We start from the raw sequence: 22,130 nt of genomic DNA, 5'->3' as shown, positions 1-22,130 counted from the left end.
ACTACCTCAGGATTCGTTCAGCCAGTCGGCTACGGTTTCGGCAAAATAGGTAATGATCAGATCGGCCCCGGCACGCTTGAACGCCAACAGACTTTCCATGGCAACCGCCCGTTCGTCAATCACTCCGGCCTCGGCGCCGGCCTTGATCATGGCGTACTCGCCACTGACCTGATACACCGCCAGCGGCCGAGCGGAGTGCGCTCGAATGTCCGCCAGCACGTCCAGATAGGCGATACCCGGTTTGACCATCAGAATGTCCGCCCCTTCATCCTCATCCTGCAGGGATTCCGCCAGCGCTTCCCGACGATTGGCGGGGTCCATTTGGTAACTCGCCCGGGTGCCTTTGAAATTGCTGTCCACAGCGTCCCGGAAAGGACCATAGAAGGCGGACGCAAATTTGGTGGAGTAGGACATCACCGGGATATGGCCATAACCGGAGGCATCCAGTGCGGCACGGATGGCGGCGATCATGCCGTCCTGCATGCCGGAGGGGGCAATCATGTCGACCCCGGCCTTGGCCGCCACCACGACCTGCTTCTGCAGGTTTTTAAGGGTCGCATCGTTGTCGACATCGTCCCCATGGACGACGCCGCAGTGACCGTGATCGGTATATTCGCAGAAGCAGTTGTCGCTGATGACGCACATCTCGGGCTGGGCGGCTTTGACGGTGCGGATCATACGCGCCATCAGGCCTTCGGGGTTCCATGTGTCGCAGCCTTCGGCGTCTTTATGCCGGGACACGCCAAACAGCAGTACCGCCCGAATGCCTTTTTTCCAGGCGCTGGTGACTTTGTCGGCGAGCTGGGCTTCTGGGTAGCGAACCACGCCGGGCATGCTGCCGATTTCGACGGGTTGATCAATGCCTTCTTCGACAAACAACGGCAATATCAGGTCACTGACCTCAAGCCGGGTCTCCCGAACCATGTCGCGCAGCGCGCCCGTCCGCCGCAGCCGACGAAACCGAAATTCGGGATGAGTATCGTTGGTCATTGATTACCTCTGATCGATTTTTGATTGTGGCCAAAGCCAAACATTCTTAGCGTAACAAGTACGAATGCAAAATAGCCGGGTTTGTCGGGTTACGCTTCGCTAACCCGACCTACTCACCGGATGACCCCGTAGGTCGGATTAGCGAAGCGTAATCCGACACAAACCTTACGTGGTAGCCGGAACGTCCGGCGGCTACAAGGTAAGGGGTTTCGGAAACGCATAAACCCATCCATGGGGCTCCATCGCTTCTCCCTGAAGCGACGGTTCCGAAACCCCTTACCTTGCATCCGCCTCCGTGCGGTCGTAGCGATTCCGGTGCCGCACCTAACTCGCTTACGTCAGTGGGGAGGCGGATGCGGGGTATAGCCATTGGAGACTCTCGGAGACATGGATGTCGACGAGAAGCCCCCATGGATGGGTTCACGGCGGGTCTCCAATGGCTATACCCCGTAGCCGCCGGGCTCTCGGGTTAAACCGAAAGTTATCGTATCGTCGCCTTCAAACCGCCAGAGCACCCTCGTGCGACCACTCGCAGCGTACCTGCATATCTCCTGAGCCTGGCTTGTGGTAGCTTGCCGTGGACTCCCAAGTGAACGTATGCGTGCCGCACAACTCCGTTTCCAGGTGTACCGTGGCTGAGACCCAATACATCTTGCTCAGCAAATCCTCAAACTGTGCGATCCACTGATCCCACTCATACTCAACGGCTTTATAAGACGCACCGAAATGCATCACCTCCGTCTGGTAGTGTCCTGGACGAACCTCCACCTGCGGAATTGAAAACATCTCCTGGGACAAAAACGGCCAATCGTCCGCGTGCGGCAACGTCAACATCGCGTCGCGGTTGACCAGCAGGCGTTGCCCTTCCGAGGGAAGGTACGCCATGTCCTTGATGCAACCATACACAATCGATTCTTGATCCATAGCCGCTCCTTTTCACGACTGCCTGACCAACTTTCTGTCGGATTACGCGCGATGCGCTAATCCGACCTACTTGTAAAACTGGGGTGCCCGCAAGGTCGGGTTGGTCGGGTTACACTTCGCTAACCCGACCTACTCGCAGTTCCGTAGGTCGGATTAGCGCACAGCGCGTAATCCGACATCAGTTACCGCAACGGCCACCACCAAGGGCCTTTGAAACGCCTTTCGCAGGACTTCAATTGCTCGCGATAGCGCCGAGCCCGCTGTTCCACTTTACCGGCAACACCCACCAGCCAGGCTTTCTGATCAAAGGTTCGCCGTTTATAGCCGCCGTGACCTTCGTGGTACGCCAGGTACAGGTTGCGGGCGTCGTTTTTGTCGATCCCTACCCGCTTTTTGCTCTGGGCATTGTACCAGCCGATAAAATCAATCGCGTCCGCAAAATAGCTGCGGCTAGCCCAGTGGTTGCCGCTCATGCGCTGGTATTCTTTCCAGGTCTCGTCTTTCACTTGCGCGTAGCCGAACGCGCTGCTTTTTCTCGGGCCGGGGATCACCCACAGGATTTTGGTGCGCGGCGGTTTTGCCTTGGGGCGAAAGCTTGATTCCTGGTACATCATGGCCATCAGCGTCGGGATGTCCGAGCCCCAACGGCGCTCGGCGCGCCGGGCGTCTTTGTACCAACCGCGCTTTTCGTCAAAGACGTCGCAGATATTGTCGCTGCTCTTGGGCGGAGCGGAGGCGCAACCGACCAGCGTGGTCACTGCCAACAGTATCAGACTCAGCGCTCGCATCAGTTCTGCTCCCACTGGTTCAACAACTCAAGCAGGCCGGCCTCGTCCATTATGTCCACGTCCAACTCCTCGGCTTTCTTCAGTTTGGAGCCGGCCCCGGGGCCGGCGACCAGGTAATCGGTTTTCTTGGACACACTGCCCGCCACTTTGGCACCCAGGGCCTGCAGACGTTCCTTGGCCTCATCCCGCGTCAAGGATTCCAGCGATCCGGTCAGGACGTAGGTCAGCCCCGCCAGGGGTAAGGACTCCCGGTCAATGGGCGCCTGTTCCGTCCAGGAGACGCCGGCGTCGCGCAGCGCCTGTACCGCCTCGCGGTTGTGGGGCTGGGCGAAGAACTCGGCGACGAAGTGGCCTACTACAGGGCCGATATCGTCTACTTGTTGCAGATGTTCTTCATCCGCTTGTGCCAGGGCATCCAGACTGCCGTAGTACTGGGCCAAATTGCGGGCGGTGGCTTCCCCCACTTCACGGATTCCCAGGGCGTAGATGAACTTGGCCAGGGTGGTCTGTTTGCTGTTGTCCAGGGCCTTGAGCAGGTTGTCCGCAGACTTTTCGCCCATGCGCTCCAGCCCGGTAAGGTCCTCGCGGGTCAGGTGGTAAAGATCGGCCACGGCGTTGACCAGGCCCTTTTCCACCAGTTGATCCACCAGCTTGTCGCCCAGACCATCCACGTCCAGCGCTTTGCGGGAGACGAAGTGCTTGATGGCCTCTTTGCGCTGGGCGGCACAGATCAGGCCGCCGTCGCAGCGGGCCACGGCTTCGCCGGGTACGCGTTCGACCGGCGAGCCACACACCGGGCAGTGGTCGGGAAATTCAATCTCACGCGCATCGTCGGGGCGGCGGTCGGTCACCACCGAGACGATCTGCGGAATCACATCCCCGGCGCGGCGCACGATGACGGTATCACCGATTTTGACGCCCAGTCGCTCGATTTCGTCACGGTTGTGCAGCGTGGCGTTGGAAACGGTGACGCCGCCGACGAACACCGGTTCCAGCCGCGCCACCGGAGTGACCGCGCCGGTGCGCCCGACCTGAAACTCGACGTCGAGCAGTTGGGTCATTTCTTCCTGAGCGGGAAATTTATAGGCGATCGCCCAGCGCGGCGCGCGGGCCACAAAGCCCAGCTCTTCCTGCAGGTCCCGCCGGTTGACCTTGAATACGATACCGTCGATGTCGTAATCCAGCTGCGCCCGGCGCTCGCCCAATTGCTGGTAGTACTCAATACAGGCATCTGCGCCCTGCACCACCCGCATTTCCCGGTTGATCTTGAGACCCCAGTCACGGAACGCCTCGAGTGTTTCCGAGTGCTTGGTGGGCACTTCGCCATCTTCGACATAACCCACGCTGTAGGCGCACATCTCCAGGGGCCGCGTCGCGGTAATGCGCGCGTCCAACTGTCGGAGACTGCCGGCGGCCGCGTTGCGTGGATTGACGAACAGCTTGTCGCCCTTCTCCCGGGCCTTTTCATTAAGGGCCTCGAACCCGGCTTTGGGTATGTAGATTTCACCGCGCACCTCGAGCACCCGGGGGTACCCGGAGCCGCGCAGTTTCAGGGGAATCGAATCGATGGTGCGGACGTTCTGGGTAATGTCTTCGCCCTGGGTGCCGTCTCCCCGGGTGGCGCCGCGCACCAGCAGGCCATCGCGGTACAGCAGGCTCACCGCGATGCCATCGAGCTTGGGCTCGCAGGCGTATTCAATGGTGGCGTCGTCCTGTAGCCGATCCCGGACCCGCCGGTCGAAGGCGATCAGGTCGTCCTCGCCGAACGCGTTATCGAGGGAGAGCATCGGCAGTTCGTGAGTGACCGTGGCGAAGGCGCTCAGCGGTGTCTGGCCAACCCGCTGAGTCGGTGAATCCGGCGTCACCAACTCGGGATACTCGGCTTCCAGATCCTGCAACTCGCGCATCAACCGGTCATAGGCCGCATCGGGAATCCGGGGCTCGTCCAGCGCGTAGTAGCGGTAGTTGTGTTCCTGAATCTCGGCCCGGAGCGTTTGCGCCCGGGCGCTGGTCTCGGCCGGAATGGCAGAGGTCGATTTGGCCATGTACGGAATTATCCTGGCAGTCGGGTTACTTCATTGTCAGACGGTTCAGCGTGGGCTCGTGCCCAGGTCGCCTAGTGCGGCATCCGGGACAGCTGCTTGCGCTCGAACTCGTGGATGCGCTGGCGGCAGTGTTCCTGGGTCTGCCGGGTCATGACGCTGCGGTTTTCGTCCTTGAGCTCGCCCCCCAGCTCCAGGGCAATGGCCCGGGCGGCTTCGAGCATTTCGTCGAACACTTCCACATTGTCCAGCTCGACCCGCTCTTCAAGCGGTAGCGTCATGAACAGGCTGACGCCGGGCGTTGTGAAGTCCGCCATGGTGTCCAGATCAAAGACGCCGGGCTTGACCATATTGGCCAGGCTGAACAGGATCGGGCCGCCACCTTTGGCCCCTTCGTAGCGATGGAAAATGTTCATGTCACCAAAGCGCAGGCCCGCTGACACCAGCGAGTCCAACAGAGCGTCCCCACGGAATTGCTCACCGGTGGGCGCCATCACGTTCACGATCAGCACCTCTTCGGGCTGCGGTGGCGCCTTCGGCGGCTCCTCCGGTTTGGCTGTGCGACGGTCAGAGGGTGCTTTTTCGGCTTTCCGGGGCTCGGGTTTTGCGGGCGCGGGTTTGGGCGATTTTGCCACCGGCGCTTCGGGCTTTTTAGCCTCACTGCGGGCGGGGCTCGAGGGTTCCGGCTTGGCCGCCCTGGCGCTGGATACGCTGCTGTCGGCGTTTCCACCCAAGGTGGGCTCGATCCGCTCCGGATCGTCCTCAAAGGTATCTTCGCCGGTGGTTTCCATCAGAATGGGCACCGATTCGTCCAGATTCAGCGTGACCTGCTCCGGAATGCCCCGGTGGGTTTCCGGGCGCTGGCGTTCAGAGGTCAGCTTGGAGGTGGCGGGCGGCCGAGTCTCGGCTTCCGCCGCTTCGCTGTCCAGTTCGGCCAGTTGCTCATCGAGGTTGGTTTCGTCGTCCTCGGCCAGCTCACCGTCCTCTTCCTGCAGCGCTTCGCGATCGTCAAACGCTCTATCATCAAAATCCTGACCATCAAGGTCCCGATCGTCATCGACTTCATCCACGGGGGCGTGATGGAAAGGACGCTCATCCTCCGGCGTCTCCCGATAGGCCACCACGCGCGCACCGCCATTGGGAAGCTCGGCGCTATAGTCGTCGGCGGCCGCCTTGCTCGACCCCGCTGAGCGGCGTACCGAGGGCGAAACCTTCAGGGAGTCTTTGCGGGCATTGTGCATACGCCGCCAGCCATCGAGCAGAATCCCGAGGATCAGGAGGATAATCAGTATCGTCAGCCAGTCACCCATAGCGTTAACCGTCAGTTACTCCGTTGTCTGCTCGCCCGAGGCGCATTATACCGCTGCCAGTTCCGCGGCTTCGTCCACATCCACAGTAACCAGGCGGGATACGCCCGGTTCGTGCATGGTAACACCCATCAACTGGTGCGCCATCTCCATGGCAATCTTGTTGTGGGTAATATAAATGAATTGCACGTGCTGGGACATCTCTTCCACCATGCGGGCATAGCGGCCCACGTTGGCGTCATCCAGCGGCGCGTCCACTTCGTCCAGCATACAGAATGGTGCCGGATTCAGGCGGAAAATCGAGAATACCAGGGCAATGGCCGTCAGCGCCTTCTCCCCACCGGAGAGCAGGTGAATGGTACTGTTCCGCTTGCCCGGTGGCCGCGCCATGATGGCAATACCGGTATCGAGTAAATCTTCGCCGGTAAGTTCCAGATAGGCGTGTCCGCCGCCGAACACTTTAGGGAACAGCTCCTGGAGGGACTTGTTGACCTCGTCAAAGGTCTCCTTGAACCGTGTCCGGGTCTCGCGGTCGATTTTGCGGATCGCGTTTTCCAGGGTTTCCAGCGCTTCGCGCAAGTCTTCATCCTGAGCGTCCAGGTACTGTTTGCGCTCTGACTCGGTCTGGTACTCGTCGATGGCGGCCAGGTTGATGGCGCCCAAGCGCGCAATGCGGCCGGCCACCTGTTCCAGCTCCTGCTCCAGGGGCTTCACTTCGGCGTCCTCGGGCAGGTCCGCCAACAAGGTGTCCAGGTCAAACTCATCTTCTTTCAGTTGCTGGGCGAGCCCGGCCCGCTGCACTTCAAAGGTCTGGGCGGCCAGGCGCTCCTGTTCCAGATGGGCCCGCACCGCCTGAACTTCCTGCTCAGCCTTGTGCCGGGCCTGCTCGGCGGTGCGCAGCTCCTGTTCGACCTCTTCAAGGGCGCGGCGAGCCTCGCTCAACTCCCCTTCGACCGCCAGGCGCTTGTCCAGATTCGCTTCCAGCTCAAGCTGGTGCTCCTCGGCGGGATCCCGCGTTTCGCCGAGTGCTTCCAGCAATTGTTCTTTGCGTTCGCGCAGCCGCTGGGTCTGCTCCTGCAGGCGGGTAATACCCAAGCGAATGCTGTCCAGCTGGGTTTTCAGAGACTGGGCGCGCATGGCCATTTCATGGGCCTTGTCGCGATCGTGCCGGGCCTTCTGCCGGGCCTGATCCAGACCGGAGCGGATTTCATCCCGCTGCTGCAACAGGCGCTCACGCTCATCGGTGTCCATTTCCATGGATTCGATGGCTTCGCTGAGGATCATCCGGGCTTCGGCGAGCTGTTCGCCCTCCTGGTCCAGTTGTTCACTGGCTTCCCGGATTTCGGTTTCGGTGCGCTCGCGGCGAACACTGATCTGTTCGATACGGGCCTGCTTGGCGCTCAACTGGGCTCGCAACTCACCGGCGCGGCGGCTCTGCTCGTCGGATTCCCGACGCAGGTTTTCCCGCTCGCGCTCGAGGTTCTGCACGGCCTCGCGGCCTTCGGTGCGGGCCTCATCCAGACGGGCAACGGTTTCCTCGAGTTCCGCAATGCTGGCGTCGAGCTCTTCAAGCTCCTGACGGCGGGCAATCACACCGTCGCTGGCGTCGGTGTCCCGGGCCACTTTCAGCCACTGGGGACCGAGCCACAGGCCGTCGCGGGTAATCACCGATTCCCCGGCCTCCAGCTGTGAGCGCAGCGCCAGGGCGGAGGGCAAGTCTTCGGCGATGTAGACGCCGTGCAGCAGCTCACTCAGATCCCAGTCCGCCTGGACTTTGTCCAGCAGGCGCTCCGCCTTGTCGCCGGTGGCAACACCCGGCCGGCGGGCGGTATCCATCAGTACCAGCTCACCCTGGCTGAGCCCCGCGAGGGTATTGGCCACGGCATCAAAACCGTCCACGCAGACGGCCTGCAAACTGTTGCCCAGGGCGGTCTCGACCGCTTTGTCCCAGCCATCCGATACGGTCAGGGTTTCCGCCACGCGCGGCTGGTCGGTCAGTTGCTGTTCGGCCAACCAGTCGGCGACGGCCTCGCTCTTCTCACCCAGGGCGGCCTGCTGCAGGGCTTCCAGGGAGGCGTGGCGGCCGCGCAGGCTCTGCAGCTTGCTGCGCGCCTGGTCAAGCTCGTCCGCCAGGCGGTTGTTGTCTTCCCGACGGGTTTCCAGCTCCTCGCCCAGCGCTTCGCTGCGACCGCGTTTTTCCTCGACCACCAGGTCCAGCTCGGCCAACTGTTCGTTCAGCTGTTCGATTTCTTCATCGTCGGAGCCCAACTGGAGATTGGATTTCTCCTCCTTGAGCTTTTCGATCCGTTGCAGCAGGCGCTGCTGGACCTGCTCCAGGTGCTGAATCCGGGACTGCTGCACTTCCGCCCGCTGGCGGGGCTCGGCGGCGCGCTGGTTGAAGGTGTCCCATTCGGTCTGCCAGCGCTGCATGGCCTCTTCCGACTCCTGCAGAGCGTCCCCTGAGGACTCCTCGGCGGCCCGAACCAGCTCCAGCTCCGGCTCGATTTCCATCAGCTCGGCTTCCCAGCCCTCGGCTTTTTCCCGGTCGAACTGCAGGCTGTCTTCCGCTTCGCGGCTGTCCCGCTCGGTCTGCTCCAGGTCGGTCTGCAGTTGCCGGCTGCGCTCCTGGGCGTGCTGGATGGTCTGTTCAATGCGGGCAATGTCCGCGCCAATGGCGTAGTACCGGCCCTGAACTTCATTGAATTTGTCCTGAAGCTCGGTGTACTGGCTGCGACATTTCTCGATCTGGGTATCTTTATTCACCTGATCGGTGACGAAGGACTCCATGCGCAGCTCCAGGTCGCGAATCCCGGTCTGCTTGGCCTTGGCCTGTTCATCCAGGTTGCGGTATTTCAGGGCCTGCAACTGGGCTTTGAGCTGACGCTCTTCTTTCTTGTATTCGGTGTACTTCTCCGCGGCCTGTGCCTGACGCTGCAGGCGGCTGAGCTGACGCTCCAGCTCATCGCGAATATCGGTGAGGCGCTCCAGGTTTTCCTGGGTGCGGCGCATGCGGTTTTCGGTGTCACGGCGTCGCTCCTTGTACTTGGAGATGCCCGCCGCTTCCTCGATATACACCCGCAGCTCTTCCGGCTTGGCTTCAATCAGGCGCGAGATCATGCCCTGCTCAATGATGGCGTAGCTGCGCGGGCCGAGGCCGGTGCCAAGGAAAATGTCGGTAATATCCCGACGGCGACACTTGGTGCCATTCAGGTAATAGAAGTTCTGGGCTTCGCGGGTGACCTTCCGCTTGATGGAGATTTCGTTGAAGGCGGCGTATTCGCCCTGGACGGTTTTGTCCGAGTTATCAAACACCAGCTCGATGGACGCCTGCCCTACCGGTTTACGGGCGTTGGAGCCGTTGAAAATGACGTCGGTCATGGCTTCGCCGCGCAGGTTTTTGGCGGAGGACTCCCCCATCACCCAGCGGACGGCGTCGATGATGTTGGACTTGCCGCAGCCGTTGGGGCCCACGACCGCGCACAGGTTGCTGGGAAAGTTGACCGTGGTCGCGTCGACGAAGGATTTAAAACCGACCAGCTTGATACACTTGAGGCGCATAGGTCCCTATCACTCTGTTTCGACGTTCGGCGCCCGGATTCCCGTCGCCTAGCCCATTGAAATCATTAGAATTTTAGCGATCCAAAGACTCGGGCTCTGGAGCGCTCAGCAAAAGCGAGGATTCTACACGGATTTGTGCTATTCGGCGATGGGCTCGTCAATGACCAGGGTCAGGGGCTCAGAGCGATTCTCCAGGTCAACCGGACCCATACGCCCTTCCCAGTCGCCGGCCTGAGGCACAGCGTCACCACTGTGGGATAGTCGTGCGACCAGTTCTACCTGCTCCACTGTGGCCAGCGAAGCCGCCGGTGACATGGCCATAGTTTCATCCAAAGTAATGGATATTGGCAATTGGTTCGCCGCTACCCTCTGAATGGCAAGGGGCATGGGTGATCCATCCCAGGCGCGGGCGTAAACAAACACCGTTTCGTCACCGTCGTACTGAACCTGTTCGCCCAGCGACACTTCAACGGTGACGCTGACCTTGTCCTCGGAGGCGTCGGCCGTCTGGCTCTCACCGGATTCCCCAAGCGCCTGACGGGCTCGCTCAATCCCTCTCTGAAACGCCATGGCGTTGCCGGACTGCGGATTCATGACTTCCAGCGCCCGCTGCCAGTAATCAATCGCGTCCTGAAAGTTGCGTTGACCAAAGGCATCGATACCAGCCAACCCCAGCGCCGTGGTCTCCTGGGGATCCGCGGCCAGCGCTTCCTCGATCAGGGTCTGGGCGCGCTCGCCAATCCGGTTGTCGTCTCGGATGAACAGGGTTTCCGCCAATTCGGCACGAATACGCGCGGAACCGGGCTCGAGCGCAAGAATCCGCTCGTAGGCGTCCACTGCCTGATCGTAGTGGCCCAGTTCGCGGGAATAGTGCGCCAGCAGGAACAGATATTGAGTGGAGTCCGGTTCTTTTTTCAGGCGGGCCTGAATGTGCTCCACCAGCTCCCAGGTCCGGCTGGGATCGACCCGCTGGTCGCTCATCCGCTCTTCCCGATCAAGACGAGCCTTATTCGCCTGAAGATCCGCCAGAAACACATCTTCGCTGGCTCCGCGCCACTCATAAAATGCCAGGCTGCCCACCATGGACGCCGCCGCCACGATCACCAACACCCGACCGCCGGGCAGTGCCCGCCCGCGTACCGGCTTACTGCTGGCCAGCTCGCGCTCCTCCTGAAGCAGGGCTCGCTCCTGCTCCAGCTTCAATTGCTCAAAGGTTTCCTGATTGATGCGTCCCGCACTCCGGTCGGCCTCAAGCTCCGCCAGGTATTTGCGAAACAGCGCCACATTGGTTTCCAGATAGTGCCGACGCACCTGCTCCAGATGCGAACCGGTTGCTTTGCGTCGCATGGGCCAAAGAAAAAACGCCAGAGCCACAACCACCATCAGGGCCATGACCCACCACAAAGGAGTCATCATCGTTCGGGATTCTCGTCGTCGGAAGAGTTCAACAGCCGGTCCAGCTCGGAGCGTTCGGCATCAGTGAGGTTTTTGGCCGTCTCGGTCGGGGCCAGCCCGCTGCTGCGTCGCTGACGCACTACCCAGATAAGGATGATGATACCGAGCAACAACACCACTACCGGCCCGAGCCAGAGCGCCAGCGTGGCCGCTTTCAGTGGGGGGCGGTAGAGTACGTAGTCGCCGTAGCGCTCGACAAGGAAGTCGGTGATTTCCTTGTCGGCGCGCCCTTCTTTGATCATCCGGTAGACCTGATCACGCAGGTCCTTGGCAATCGGAGAATCAGATCCCGCCAGATTCTGGTTCTGACACTTGGGGCAGCGAAGCTCATCAATAAAGCTCTGGTACCGTTGCCGGTCCGTCTCGCTGTCAAACTCACGGATATCCACGGCGCCATGCGCCGCCGACCAGGGCAACATCAACAGCCACCCCATAAACCACCAAGTCCGCACCAATGACCTCAAGGCAAACGCCCCCTCTGCTGATTCGAGAGCGAAGAGTATAACAAGCCCCTCTCTCGGGTGGCGAGAAACCCGAAGAAATTCGCCCGCGAAAGTTTTTTGAAAAAAATGCCAAAAAGGAATTGACCTGAGCCCTCGTTTCATTAGAATACGCAGCTCCTGAACGGGGGTGGTTAGCTCAGTTGGTAGAGCGGCGCCCTTACAAGGCGTAGGTCACAGGTTCGACTCCTGTACCACCCACCACATCCGTTCACGCTACCGTTGGACCGGTAGTTCAGTTGGTTAGAATGCCGGCCTGTCACGCCGGAGGTCGCGGGTTCGAGTCCCGTCCGGTCCGCCATACATACGAAAAAGGCCCACACGAAAGTGTGGGCCTTTTTCGTATGTATCGTGGAATGTGATGGGCGAGAACCCGCGCTCCGGGTTCGACAAAACGGCAGGACAGCCGTTTTGCACAGCGCGAAGCGCTGCCCGAAGGGTGGGCGCCATGGACGGCGCCCATGAGTCCCGTCCGGGGACGTGACGCTACCTCACAGCTAGTACCGAAGCCGTCCGAAGGGCGAGGGCCATGGATGGCCCGAGTGAGTCCCGTCCGGTCCGCGCAGCGCGAAGCGCTGCCAAAGAGATCAGACGAAGACAATAAACCGCCAAGAAGTTCGGTTCGGCTCGGCAACGGCGGATGCGCTTCGCTTATCCGCCCTACGCAACCTCTGCCGCCACACTCCACATACACGAACCACGGCAGTCTTCAACGGCGGATGCGCCTACGGCTTATCCGCCCTACTCGGCTTTCAACCGCTCCACCAAGGGCCCAAGCTCCTCATCCCACACACGCTGGTCGATAATCCCCACATGGCGATGACGGATCACTCCCTGCTTATCGACCACATAGGTCTCCGGCGCCCCAAACACGCCCAGATCCACCCCGAGACGACCGTCCTGATCGACCACACTCAGACGATACGGATCGTGTAACTGCCCCAACCAGCGCTTGGCCTCTTCTACATCGTCTTTATAGTTAATGCCATAAATCGGCATGCCCTGCTCGGCCAACCGCACCAGAAACGGGTGCTCGATCCGACAGGCGGCACACCAGGTGGCCCAGACATTGACCAGACTCACCTCACCCTTGAAGGTCTGCTCGGTAATCTGCGCATCGGCATCCCGTACCGTGGGCAGATTGAACGCGGGCATCGGATCGCCTATTCGGCTGGACGGCATTTCGGTTGGATCGAGGCTCAGTCCACGCCAGAACAGCACCGCGAGTACTGCAAAAATCATCAGCGGGATAAACAGCTTCAGACGATTCATTCGGTGACCTCGCCTCCCAGGGTAGGCGCGTGACTATCGGCTTCCTTCTGGGCGAGCCGGCGGTAGCGCTTATCGGCCACAGCCAGTCCCCCACCGAGGGCCATGAAAATCGCCCCAAGCCAGATCCAGCGTACGAACGGTTTGATGTGCACCCGCATGGCCCAGGCACCATTCTCCAGGGGCTCACCCATGGCGACGTAAAGGTCCCGGAACAGTCCCGGGTCCAGGGCCACCTCTGTCATCAGGTTGCCGCCGGCCAGATAGCGTCGCTTCTGGGGGGTCATCTGAAACAGGTACTCACCGTCTTTGGAAACGCGGATACGGGCTTCATCCGCCAGATAGTTGGGCCCACGGACCCGCTCAACACTCTCGAGCACAAATTCATAGTGGCTTGTGCGCACTGACTCGCCGGGCGCCATGCGGACATCCCGCTGCTCGGTGTACACGGTATTCAGGCAGACACCGATCGTAGTGACCGCGATACCGGCGTGCGCCAGCTGCATGCCCCAATAACTCAAGGTCAGCTTTCTCAGGCCGGTCCACCAGCGTTCGCTGTGACGCAACCGGTAGCTCAAATCCGAGATGCCCGCAGTGACGATCCACAGCGCGAAAAACACCGCCAGGCCGGCCTGCCAGGAATACTGGTCACCATACAGGGCGGGAAACAGCGCACCGCCCGCCACACTGATGGTCAGAGGCTTCCACAGAAGCTGACGCAATTGTTGCCAGGTGGTCCGCTTCCAGTTACTGGAAACGCCCGGTGCCATAAGCAGGCACACCAAGCCCATCAGCGGGACAAAAAACACGTTGAAGTACGGCGGCCCCACGGAAATCTTGCCCCAGCCCAGGGCATCGGCAATCAGCGGATACAGCGTGCCCAGTAGCACACTGATCATGATGCTCACCAGCAGGATATTATTGGCCAACAGGAACGTTTCCCGCGCGGTTGCCGTGAACCGCGTTGTGGTGTGTACCACCGGTGCCCGGAGTGCATATAGGGTCAATGAGCCGCCGACCACGAGCAACAGGAACATCAGAATGAACACACCCCGCTCCGGATCATTCGCGAAAGCATGCACCGACGTCAGCACTCCTGAGCGAACCAGAAAGGTGCCCAGCAAGCTCAAAGCAAAGGTAAAAATGGCCAGCAACAGGGTCCAGCTTTTGAACAACCCTCGTTTCTCGGTTACCGCCATGGAGTGAATCAACGCGGTACCCACCAGCCAGGGCAGGAAAGAAGCGTTTTCAACCGGATCCCAAAACCACCAGCCTCCCCAGCCGAGCTCGTAGTAAGCCCACCAACTCCCCAGGGCGATTCCCAGGGTCAGAAAAGCCCAGGCGGTATTGGTCCAGGGGCGGGCCCAACGGGTCCAGGCCGCATCCATCCGGCCGCTGATCAGTGCGGCGATAGCAAAGGCGAAGCTGACTGCAAACCCCACGTACCCCATGTACAGCACCGGTGGATGCACAATCAGCCCGAAGTCCTGGAGCAGCGGATTCAGATCACTGCCCTCCTCCGGCGGCAGCGGCAGCAGCCGGTCAAACGGATTCGAGGTCAGCAGCATGAACAGTAAAAAGCCGATTGCCACAAAACCCATCACCGCCAGAACCTGGGCGCGCAGGCTCAGAGGCAGGCTTTTGCTCAGGTGTGCAATGGCGAGCGTCCAGCCGGACAGCATCAACACCCAAAGCAGCAGTGAACCCTCGTGCCCGCCCCAGACAGCGCTGATCTTGTAGTACACCGGCATCAGGGAGTTTGAGTGCCCGGCCACGTAGGACACGGAAAAATCATCCTGAACAAAGGCGATCGTCAGACAGACGAACGACACGGCGACAAAAAAGAACAGACCGGTAGCCAGGGAGCGGCTGGTGTGCATCAGCAGCTGATTGCCGGTCAGCGAGCCCGCAAGGGGAACCGTGGCCAGAGCGAGACTGAAGGCCAGCGCCAGAATCAGCGCAAAATGTCCAATCTCAGGGACCATAAACCATCACTCCACAGCCTTCGTCATGATCGCCGCCGGCCGCCGACATTGCGTCGGCGACTTCCGGGGGCATGTATTCTTCATCGTGTTTGGCCAGTACTTCCGTGGCCCGGAAAACGCCATCCGCTCCCAGCGTCCCGTTGACCACCGCCGCTTCTCCCTCGGCGAACAGATCCGGCAGGATACCGCCATAGGTCACGGTGAAGTCCACCACGCCATCGGTCAGGTCGAAGCGGGTCTCAAGATCGCCACTCTGGGAGCGCTGCACGCTGCCCGGACGCACACAGCCTCCGGCGCGGATCCGGGTATCCACCGGCGCCTCACCGGAGACGATCTGACCGGGCGGGTAAAACAGATTGATATTGGCGCGCAAGGCGTAAGCCATCAGACCCACTGCCAGGGTGGAAAACACCACCACAAAAAGCACCATGAACAGACGTTGTCGACGGACGGGATGCATAGGCTACTTCACTTCTCTTCACGAAGGCGGCCGAAAGAAGCCGCAGTGTATCAGGATTGGGGCGTCACCGCCGCCGGTTACTCCGCTGACCGCGCCGAGCGGCGAAGCAGTGCCGCCTGTCGGCGCAACCAGCGCTTGCGGCGGATACCCGGGCTCAGCAACAGGTACAGGAGCGTTCCCCAGGTGATCAGATAACACACCCAGACGTAGGGGCCGTGCCCTCCCATTCGCAAAAATTCGGCAAACGAGTCAAAGTAAAAACTCATCAGTGACGCTCCTCTTGGGCAATCAGCTCTCGCACCCAGCCGGTACGGCTCTCGCGGCGCAGTATTTCATAGCGGGTGTAGCGCAGCAGCACCACCGCATAGAATACGTAAAACGCCAGGATCATGGTCAACAGAGGGTACAACATCGAGGCGTGAATGGTGGGCGCCGAGGTCAACTTGAGCGTGGCCGGCTGATGCAGGGTGTACCACCAGTCCACGGACTTGTAGATGATCGGGATATTCACGGTGCCCACCAGAGCCAGCACGGCACTGGCTTTATCGGCCGCCTCGCGGCTCATGAAGGCGCTCTGCAGCGCCATGATGCCCAGATACAGGAAAAACAGTATCAACATCGAGGTAATGCGCGCATCCCAGGCCCACCAGGTGCCCCAGGTGGGTTTGCCCCAGATGGCGCCGGTCACCAGGGAGACAAAGGTCAGGGCTGCGCCGATGGGGGCGGCGGATTTCATCACCATGAAGGCCAGCTTCATCCGCCAGATCAGCCCTACCGCCCCGCACAGGGCCATCACGTAATAGCCCGCCAGTGCGAGAAACGCGGCGGGCACGTGGATATAGATGATCCGGTAGCTGTTGCCCTGCTTGAAGTCCTCAGGCGAAAAGGCCAGCCCCCAGACGGTGCCGAGCACCAGCAACACCAGAGCAATGGCGGTCAGCCAGGGCAGCCAGGCGCCGGTCTTGTCATAGAACCAGCGGGGAGAGCCAAGTCGGTGAAACCATTGCCAGGAAGCCATTCGGTGGTGCTCCTCAGATTCTTGTATCAGTAACTGTCGACGCAGATGCGCAGGGCTGCTGCCGCTGCAAACGGGGCCAGCACGGCGGCCATGGCCCCAAAGGTGCCCAACACGGCCAGGGCGACCCCCACCTCATTGCCCAGGGCGGCGTCGTTGACGGCGCTGGCGCCGAAAATCAGCACCGGAACATACAGCGGCATCACGATCAGGGACAGCAGCAATCCGCCCCGGCGCAGCGATACGGTCAGGGCCGCCCCGACCGAGCCAATCAGGCTCATGGTGATGGTGCCAATCATCAGCGACAGACACAGCACCCCATAACCGCCCTCCGGCAGTGCCAGCATCAAGCCGAGCAGCGGTGACATCAACGTCAGGGGCAGCCCGGTGACCAGCCAGTGGGCCAACACTTTAGCGAGGACCGTCAGGTAGAGCAATGACGGGCTGACCAGACACTGCTCCAGAGCGCCATCGTCAAAGTCAGAGCGAAACAGGCCATCGAGTGACAGCAGGGTCGCGAGCAGCGCCATGACCCACAGAATTCCCGGCGCCAGCACGGCGAGCAACTCTGACTCCGGCCCGACACCGAGCGGCACCAGGGTGATCGCAATCAGGAAAAAGACCAGTGGATTGATCCAGTCACCAGGGTGACGACCGGCCAGAAGGAGATCCCGTTTCAGGGTGGCAATAAAGGCACTGCCCGCCTCAGTACTCATCGCCCACCTCCTCTTCCACGCGCGGCGGATGATCGAGCAGGTTGAGCGGACGCAGTTCCGGCAGCCGGACCTCCTGATGGGAGGTAAGAATCACCAGGCCCCCTTCACGGGTGTGGTGCTGCAGCTGCTGCTCCAGATCCGCCACCCCTTTCTGGTCGATTGCGGTAAAGGGTTCATCGAGAATCCAAAGCGGTGCCCGGGACAGGTACAGGCGGGCCAGAGCCACCCGACGCAGCTGACCGGCCGATAGCTGATAACAGGGAATATCTTCGTAACCGGCCAGACCGACCCGCTCCAGAGCCGCCACCATATCGCCCTGCTGGCTGCCGGCGCTGAGCGCCCGATACCAGGCCAGGTTTTCCAGGGGGGTGAGCGCCGCCTTGATGCCCGGGGCGTGGCCGATGTAGAGCAGAGACTGACGGAACGGCCAGCGACAGGCGGATACCGGGGTGCCGCGCCATTCAATGCGACCCTGGGCAGGAACGCCTATACCGGCCAGGGTTCGCAGCAGAGTGGTTTTGCCGGAACCGTTTGGGCCCAGGATCTGGACCCGCTCTCCGGCGTGCAGCTGGGCGGTCAGACCACTGAACAGGGGGCGCTCATCGCGCTCGCAGGTCAGGTTCTCTAATGTAAGGAGGAGCTCCGCCAAAATAGTGCCGCCGTTCGCCATACGAAAACGGCCCGCTGGCCGCTATACTGGTGAGCGACGGATTATAACGGGGTTGCATCGCTCCCCACAATGAAAAGCCCGATTGGACCCGACATGGTTGATAAGCTGTCTTCGACAAATCCGATTCTGCCCTTGACGCGCCCCGCCTCCGGCGAGCGTCCCGCAGGCGAATCCGGCCTGATGCGCCTGCTGACCGAATCCCTGGCTCGCTCCCCCGCCTCAGCGGTATCGGCGGAGGTCCGTCAGGTCGCGCCGGTCACGGCCGAGCAGCGCCAGCAATTGATCAACCGCCTGGTGGACACCTTACTGCAGTGGCAGAGCCGACCCGATAGCGCCAATCGGACCCAACAGCTCGCCCGTCTGGCCGACGAGCAGCAGTTGCTCAATGCCGCCCAGCTCAAGCTGGTCCGACTCAACGTACAACAGCAGAACGTGGTGACCTATACTGATCGGCCACTCAAACCCGGGCAGCAGGTGGCCGTCTATCTGGCCGAAAACCGCTTGTGGCAGCTCGCCGCTCCCAAAGCGACCTCGCTCTCCGAGGCGGGCGGGCTCCAGACCGGCGCATCCGCGCCCCGCGCAAGCGATGGACCTGCGCTGCTCAGCGAGGCGCTGAGACGGGCACTCCCGATGAAGGACGCCCCGGACCTCTCCCCGCCACTTGTCCGCATGGACCAGCTACTCAACATCCGGCAACAACGGACGTTGTTCTCCAGCAACCTGCAACAGGCGTTGAGGCAGGCCGCTCAGCAGTTGCGGGAGCCCAGCCAATTGACCCGACCGGGCGCATTGCGCGAAGCATTGAGCGAGAGCGGTGTGTTTCTGGAGAAAAAGCTGCTGGCCGCCCTGCGCCCCGCGGCCCGCGACGCAGCGGGCGTCGGAGTGGCGTCGACCCAAGCCGAGCGCGGCGGTAATGTTGCGGCGCAACAGGTCCTGAACGGGGACTGGAAAGGCGCACTGTTGAAAGTACTGCACCAGGTGCGTACGGAGCTGAGCCGGCTCGGTCAGACACCGGAGCTGATGCGCGGCAATGAACTGAATCTGAGTGCGCTGCTGGAGCAGGTATCGGCGCGCCCGGCACCCGAACTCGCCGACCGGAGTCTGCGCACCCAACTGTTACAGATGGTTCATCAACTGACGCTGCACAGTCTGGCCCGGATTCAGGTTCAGCAGAGCCAGGCCCTGACCCAACAGTTTGCCCCGGCGGACGCCGGCCCTGCGCCCCAGACTCTGACCCTGGAAGTGCCCATGCGTCTGGGACAGGAGGTTCAACCGTTACTATTGAGAATAGAGCCGGAGCCGGAAAAAGACGAGACGGGAAAACGCAGCGGAAAAATCCGTCAGTGGCAGGTGCAACTCAGTTTTGAGTTGCCGGATGCCGGTACCCTGCACGCACAGGTGACGGTACGGGATCAGAAAGTGGCGACCCGCCTGTGGGCGGAACAGGAGCAGACCGCCAACGCAATACGCGCGCGTCTGAACGACCTGCAGCAGCGGCTGGAGAAAGAAGGCATCGAAGTGACCCAGTTGGAATGCCACACAGGCGCCCCACCCCGGCCGATGACCGACATTCACTATTCACTGGTGGACATCACAACATGAACAGGCGCACCGACGGGAACAACGGGTTCACCCCGGACGAGATTGAAAAGGCGGTGGCTCTGTTTTATGACGGCACCCACGCGCCCCACGTCAGCGCCAAGGGCCAGGGCGATGTGGCGCGGGAGATCATGGCCATTGCCGAAGCCGAGGGGGTACCGCTGTGCGATAACCGAGAATTGGTGAATCTTCTCGTGACCCTGGAGCTGGGCGACGAAATTCCCGAGAGCCTCTACCGGGCCGTGGCTCACATCATTGCCTTCGCCTACGAGCTACAGGGCAAACAACCCGAAGGGTTTACGCCAGGGCCATCGACTTCGTGACCCTGGATGTTATCGGCACATCAGGGGTACCGATAGTGAATCTCTACATCCCGTCCCTCTCCATCGGCGTCCGGAATATTGGAACGACCGCGAAAGACCATCAGACGTGTGTCCTCAGGATCATAGGCCAGGTACAGATTATCCGCGAACAGTGACAGCACAGCGCTGTTCACCCGGATACGGAAATACACCCAGCCCTCTTCCTGTTTTTGAATGGGCGAGTCGTCGGCTTCAATGCGCTCGGCGCGCAGCCGGACGTTGGTCAGTCGGTTGGGAAAGGCGAAGTGGAAGGTCACCCGCTCCCCGTCCATCAGACGATCCCAATGACTCTGAATGAACGGATCGAAACCGGCGTCGATCACCTGCCGGCTTTTGACCTCTACCGATTCACTTTCCGGTTCTTCCCGGGAACCTCGCGTCAAGCGGATCTGCTCCTCATCATCACTCCAGCGCGCACTCCAGTGCAGATCCTGGCGCAGATCCCGAAGCTCAAATGACGGGCTGGTTTCACCGTGGGAGTAATCGAGGGTTTTCTCGGCAATGCGTTCTCCGTCCGGGTCCACGTAATGCACTTCGCCTTTGCCGCTGTCATTTACCGGCGTATACCGCTCTTCGTACAGCAACTGCTCTATGTTGTCGGCATGATAGGCCGCGCCAATGATCTCGTACTCGCTCTCTTCGGCCAGTGCCTGAGCCGCCGGCAGCAGAAGCAGGCCTGCCGCCACACCTGATATCAGACTTTTCCACATAACCGTTCTCCTCGTAACACCAGCCACCGATGCAGTGGCAACAACCAGACCCAGATGGCCATCATGATCAGGAAACCCTGAGTGACCGGCAGGCCCCACTCCACACCGGACAGACGAACGCCACCCAGATACGCCATGGGGCCACCCACCGCGCCAACCACGCCGATCAACCAGGGACGTTCGTACAACGCTTTCAGAGGATGATGCAGAGTCAGTGCCATGATCACCCAGAGACAGGTCAACCAGCCCGGCGCCAATCCCGAGGCGGACTCAGCGCTGTAATCCAACACCCCGAAGTAGCCGAGCAGGTTGTCGTGCGCAACACCCATGGGCAGCGCGACACAGACGGCCAGCCAGTCCCGCGGGTGCACCGGCGCGAACCGGAAGTGCAGCACGACAAACAGAAACGTGAATGCCACGCCCGGTACATTGCCCAGCAGTACGCACACAAACCAGCCGATTTGTGAGATGACCGCATTGATCCACCAGTAGTGCCGTTTGAGTTCCACGTCAGACCGGCTCCGGACGATACTTGGGCTTGGCCATCAACAGCTGTGCGGTTCCGATGCTGCGCTCGATAAAGCCCCCCTCGCAATAGCACAGATAGTATTCCCACATCCGGATAAAGCGTTCGTCGAATTTCATTGCCCGCACTCGGTCGAGCTGCGCCTCAAAGGCGAGCCGCCAATCTCTCAGGGTGCGCGCGTAGTGTTGGCCGATATCTTCCAGATGCAGCAGGTTCAGATCGGTAAAGCGGCGCGTCAGGTCGCTCATCAGTGCAACCGAAGGCAGCGAACCGCCGGGGAAAATATACCGCTGGATAAAGTCCACGTGTTTGCGGGCGTGCTCGTAGCGCTGATCGGCAATGGTGATGGCCTGAATCAACATCAGCCCATCGCTGGTCAACAGACGGGAGCAGCGCTCAAAATATTCCCGGAAGTGTTCATGCCCTACCGCCTCGATCATTTCCACCGACACCAGTTTGGTGTACTCGCCGGTCAGGTCCCGGTAGTCCTTGAACAGCAGTGTTATCCGATCTTCAAGCCCCGCTTCTTTCACTTGCGCCTGGGCATGCTCCCACTGGGCACGGGAGATGGTGGTGGTCGTCACCCGGCAACCGTAATGCCGGGCGGCGTAGATCGCCATACCACCCCAGCCGGTGCCGATTTCCAACAAGTGGTCATCGGGCCCAAGTTCCAGCTTCTCGCAGATCCGCTGCAGCTTGTACTCGGCAGCCTCCGCCAGGGTGGACTCGGCACGCGGGTAGATGGCCGAGGAATACATCATGCTCGGGTCGAGAAAGAGTCGGAAAAAATCATTACCCAGATCGTAGTGCGCGGCGATATTGCGTCGGGCGCCCTCTTTCGAGTTTCGATTCATCCAGCTGAACAGTCGAAGCAGCCCTTTTCCGAACATAGACTGGCTGGCGTCCATCTTGTCCAGCGCGTGCATATTGCGGACAAAAATGCGCGTGACCTGGGTCAGGTTCGGGGTCGACCAGTAGCCGCTCATATAGGCTTCTCCGGCACCCACTGAACCTCCAAAGGCCACTTCGGCGTAGGCCATGGGATCGTGCACATGCAGATCCGCCACCAACACCGCCTGGTCGGCCGGCTGACCGAACTCGTGGCACTCGTCGCCATCGTGCAGCCGAAGGCAGCCCTCCTCCATGGCGGAGAGCGTTTTGAGAATCAAACGTTTGGCCAGCGCCTGGTTCCAGCGCGGTTTGGCCAGACGATGACCTTTAAAACGTGCGATGCTGGGGTTGGAATGCGTCACA

General features: G+C 60.9%; 20 protein-coding genes and 2 tRNA genes. 4 read left to right on the top strand and 18 right to left on the bottom strand.

The features are described 5' to 3' along the window. Window positions 1-6 precede the first annotated feature (6 nt). The 8 genes from hemB to N645_RS0103600 all read right to left on the bottom strand — a co-directional run bounded on the left by hemB (window position 7) and on the right by N645_RS0103600 (window position 11,498). Window positions 7-990: a porphobilinogen synthase gene (gene hemB, locus N645_RS0103635; protein ID WP_024460152.1), complete on the bottom strand. Its 984-nt coding sequence runs from the start codon at window positions 988-990 to the stop codon at window positions 7-9. 498 nt (window positions 991-1,488) lie between these two features. Next, a complete protein-coding gene (locus N645_RS0103630) occupies window positions 1,489-1,914 on the bottom strand; it encodes a hypothetical protein (protein WP_024460151.1) in 426 nt (141 codons plus the stop codon). A gap of 182 nt (window positions 1,915-2,096) precedes the next feature. Then, complete coding sequence (locus tag N645_RS0103625) at window positions 2,097-2,702, bottom strand: transglycosylase SLT domain-containing protein (protein ID WP_152521612.1); 606 nt, start codon at window positions 2,700-2,702, stop codon at window positions 2,097-2,099. Further along, entirely contained in the window at window positions 2,702-4,747 is a 2,046-nt protein-coding gene (gene ligA, locus N645_RS0103620; protein WP_024460149.1) for an NAD-dependent DNA ligase LigA, read from the bottom strand. The genes N645_RS0103625 and ligA overlap by 1 nt, the downstream gene beginning before the upstream one ends. A gap of 71 nt (window positions 4,748-4,818) precedes the next feature. Then, window positions 4,819-6,054 (bottom strand): cell division protein ZipA, encoded by a 1,236-nt coding sequence (zipA, locus tag N645_RS0103615; protein ID WP_024460148.1) that lies wholly within the window; start codon window positions 6,052-6,054, stop codon window positions 4,819-4,821. 45 nt (window positions 6,055-6,099) lie between these two features. Further along, window positions 6,100-9,609 (bottom strand): chromosome segregation protein SMC, encoded by a 3,510-nt coding sequence (gene smc, locus N645_RS0103610; RefSeq protein WP_024460147.1) that lies wholly within the window; start codon window positions 9,607-9,609, stop codon window positions 6,100-6,102. A 138-nt stretch (window positions 9,610-9,747) separates the two neighbouring features. After that, window positions 9,748-11,025 carry a c-type cytochrome biogenesis protein CcmI gene (ccmI, locus tag N645_RS0103605; RefSeq protein WP_024460146.1) on the bottom strand — a complete coding sequence of 426 codons (1,278 nt, stop codon included), beginning with the start codon at window positions 11,023-11,025 and terminating at the stop codon, window positions 9,748-9,750. Next, complete coding sequence (locus tag N645_RS0103600; protein ID WP_081665838.1) at window positions 11,022-11,498, bottom strand: cytochrome c-type biogenesis protein; 477 nt, start codon at window positions 11,496-11,498, stop codon at window positions 11,022-11,024. The genes ccmI and N645_RS0103600 overlap by 4 nt, the downstream gene beginning before the upstream one ends. 194 nt (window positions 11,499-11,692) lie before the next feature. Between N645_RS0103600 and N645_RS0103595 the strand changes: the two genes are divergently transcribed. Continuing rightward, a tRNA-Val gene (locus tag N645_RS0103595) sits at window positions 11,693-11,768 on the top strand. 20 nt (window positions 11,769-11,788) lie between these two features. Then, window positions 11,789-11,865: transfer RNA gene (locus N645_RS0103590), tRNA-Asp, on the top strand. 440 nt (window positions 11,866-12,305) lie between these two features. Here the strand turns inward: N645_RS0103590 and N645_RS0103585 are convergent. The 7 genes from N645_RS0103585 to ccmA form a co-directional block, all read right to left on the bottom strand. Next, window positions 12,306-12,836 (bottom strand): DsbE family thiol:disulfide interchange protein, encoded by a 531-nt coding sequence (locus N645_RS0103585; protein WP_024460144.1) that lies wholly within the window; start codon window positions 12,834-12,836, stop codon window positions 12,306-12,308. Continuing rightward, window positions 12,833-14,818, bottom strand: coding sequence for a heme lyase CcmF/NrfE family subunit (locus tag N645_RS0103580; RefSeq protein ID WP_024460143.1), 1,986 nt, complete (start codon window positions 14,816-14,818; stop codon window positions 12,833-12,835). Before N645_RS0103580 ends, N645_RS0103585 begins: the two co-directional genes overlap by 4 nt. After that, entirely contained in the window at window positions 14,808-15,278 is a 471-nt protein-coding gene (ccmE, locus tag N645_RS0103575; RefSeq protein ID WP_024460142.1) for a cytochrome c maturation protein CcmE, read from the bottom strand. Before ccmE ends, N645_RS0103580 begins: the two co-directional genes overlap by 11 nt. A gap of 77 nt (window positions 15,279-15,355) precedes the next feature. Further along, window positions 15,356-15,544 carry a heme exporter protein CcmD gene (gene ccmD / locus N645_RS0103570; protein ID WP_024460141.1) on the bottom strand — a complete coding sequence of 63 codons (189 nt, stop codon included), beginning with the start codon at window positions 15,542-15,544 and terminating at the stop codon, window positions 15,356-15,358. After that, on the bottom strand, window positions 15,544-16,296 hold the full coding sequence (locus N645_RS0103565; protein ID WP_024460140.1) for a heme ABC transporter permease: 753 nt from the start codon (window positions 16,294-16,296) through the stop codon (window positions 15,544-15,546). Before N645_RS0103565 ends, ccmD begins: the two co-directional genes overlap by 1 nt. Window positions 16,297-16,322: 26 nt before the next feature. After that, entirely contained in the window at window positions 16,323-17,009 is a 687-nt protein-coding gene (gene ccmB / locus N645_RS0103560) for a heme exporter protein CcmB (protein WP_024460139.1), read from the bottom strand. Beyond that, the gene (gene ccmA, locus N645_RS0103555; protein WP_051174236.1) at window positions 16,999-17,679 is read right to left on the bottom strand and encodes a cytochrome c biogenesis heme-transporting ATPase CcmA; all 681 of its coding nucleotides are present in this window, start codon (window positions 17,677-17,679) and stop codon (window positions 16,999-17,001) included. The genes ccmB and ccmA overlap by 11 nt, the downstream gene beginning before the upstream one ends. Window positions 17,680-17,772: 93 nt before the next feature. Here ccmA and N645_RS0103550 point away from each other — a divergent pair, with 93 nt between their 5' ends. Next, window positions 17,773-19,281 carry a flagellar hook-length control protein FliK gene (locus tag N645_RS0103550; RefSeq protein ID WP_193744945.1) on the top strand — a complete coding sequence of 503 codons (1,509 nt, stop codon included), beginning with the start codon at window positions 17,773-17,775 and terminating at the stop codon, window positions 19,279-19,281. After that, on the top strand, window positions 19,278-19,601 hold the full coding sequence (locus N645_RS0103545) for an EscU/YscU/HrcU family type III secretion system export apparatus switch protein (protein WP_024460136.1): 324 nt from the start codon (window positions 19,278-19,280) through the stop codon (window positions 19,599-19,601). The genes N645_RS0103550 and N645_RS0103545 overlap by 4 nt, the downstream gene beginning before the upstream one ends. A gap of 20 nt (window positions 19,602-19,621) precedes the next feature. On the opposite strand, the gene N645_RS0103540 is transcribed toward N645_RS0103545, so the two are convergent. The 3 genes from N645_RS0103540 to N645_RS0103530 are packed head-to-tail and all read right to left on the bottom strand — an operon-like array spanning window position 19,622 to window position 22,129. Beyond that, window positions 19,622-20,350 carry a hypothetical protein gene (locus N645_RS0103540; RefSeq protein WP_024460135.1) on the bottom strand — a complete coding sequence of 243 codons (729 nt, stop codon included), beginning with the start codon at window positions 20,348-20,350 and terminating at the stop codon, window positions 19,622-19,624. Beyond that, window positions 20,335-20,859: a DUF2878 domain-containing protein gene (locus N645_RS16575; protein WP_024460134.1), complete on the bottom strand. Its 525-nt coding sequence runs from the start codon at window positions 20,857-20,859 to the stop codon at window positions 20,335-20,337. Before N645_RS16575 ends, N645_RS0103540 begins: the two co-directional genes overlap by 16 nt. Window position 20,860: 1 nt before the next feature. Next, a complete protein-coding gene (locus N645_RS0103530) occupies window positions 20,861-22,129 on the bottom strand; it encodes a cyclopropane-fatty-acyl-phospholipid synthase family protein (protein WP_024460133.1) in 1,269 nt (422 codons plus the stop codon). Window position 22,130: the final 1 nt, after the last annotated feature.

Source organism: Marinimicrobium sp. LS-A18 (assembly GCF_000463525.1).
Classification (GTDB): Bacteria; Pseudomonadota; Gammaproteobacteria; order Pseudomonadales; family Cellvibrionaceae; genus Marinimicrobium; species Marinimicrobium koreense.
This window is presented reverse-complemented; position numbering and strand designations above follow the sequence as displayed.

Excerpts from the sequence above, each read along its gene's own strand:
- hemB (WP_024460152.1), bottom strand. The coding sequence starts at position 990 with ATGACCAACGATACTCATCCCGAATTTCGGTTTCGTCGGCTGCGGCGG.
- N645_RS0103630 (WP_024460151.1), bottom strand. The coding sequence starts at position 1,914 with ATGGATCAAGAATCGATTGTGTATGGTTGCATCAAGGACATGGCGTAC.
- N645_RS0103625 (WP_152521612.1), bottom strand. The coding sequence starts at position 2,702 with ATGCGAGCGCTGAGTCTGATACTGTTGGCAGTGACCACGCTGGTCGGT.
- ligA (WP_024460149.1), bottom strand. The coding sequence starts at position 4,747 with ATGGCCAAATCGACCTCTGCCATTCCGGCCGAGACCAGCGCCCGGGCG.
- zipA (WP_024460148.1), bottom strand. The coding sequence starts at position 6,054 with ATGGGTGACTGGCTGACGATACTGATTATCCTCCTGATCCTCGGGATT.
- smc (WP_024460147.1), bottom strand. The coding sequence starts at position 9,609 with ATGCGCCTCAAGTGTATCAAGCTGGTCGGTTTTAAATCCTTCGTCGAC.
- ccmI (WP_024460146.1), bottom strand. The coding sequence starts at position 11,025 with ATGATGACTCCTTTGTGGTGGGTCATGGCCCTGATGGTGGTTGTGGCT.
- N645_RS0103600 (WP_081665838.1), bottom strand. The coding sequence starts at position 11,498 with ATGGGGTGGCTGTTGATGTTGCCCTGGTCGGCGGCGCATGGCGCCGTG.
- N645_RS0103585 (WP_024460144.1), bottom strand. The coding sequence starts at position 12,836 with ATGAATCGTCTGAAGCTGTTTATCCCGCTGATGATTTTTGCAGTACTC.
- N645_RS0103580 (WP_024460143.1), bottom strand. The coding sequence starts at position 14,818 with ATGGTCCCTGAGATTGGACATTTTGCGCTGATTCTGGCGCTGGCCTTC.
- ccmE (WP_024460142.1), bottom strand. The coding sequence starts at position 15,278 with ATGCATCCCGTCCGTCGACAACGTCTGTTCATGGTGCTTTTTGTGGTG.
- ccmD (WP_024460141.1), bottom strand. The coding sequence starts at position 15,544 with ATGAGTTTTTACTTTGACTCGTTTGCCGAATTTTTGCGAATGGGAGGG.
- N645_RS0103565 (WP_024460140.1), bottom strand. The coding sequence starts at position 16,296 with ATGGCTTCCTGGCAATGGTTTCACCGACTTGGCTCTCCCCGCTGGTTC.
- ccmB (WP_024460139.1), bottom strand. The coding sequence starts at position 17,009 with ATGAGTACTGAGGCGGGCAGTGCCTTTATTGCCACCCTGAAACGGGAT.
- ccmA (WP_051174236.1), bottom strand. The coding sequence starts at position 17,679 with ATGGCGAACGGCGGCACTATTTTGGCGGAGCTCCTCCTTACATTAGAG.
- N645_RS0103550 (WP_193744945.1), top strand. The coding sequence starts at position 17,773 with ATGGTTGATAAGCTGTCTTCGACAAATCCGATTCTGCCCTTGACGCGC.
- N645_RS0103545 (WP_024460136.1), top strand. The coding sequence starts at position 19,278 with ATGAACAGGCGCACCGACGGGAACAACGGGTTCACCCCGGACGAGATT.
- N645_RS0103540 (WP_024460135.1), bottom strand. The coding sequence starts at position 20,350 with ATGTGGAAAAGTCTGATATCAGGTGTGGCGGCAGGCCTGCTTCTGCTG.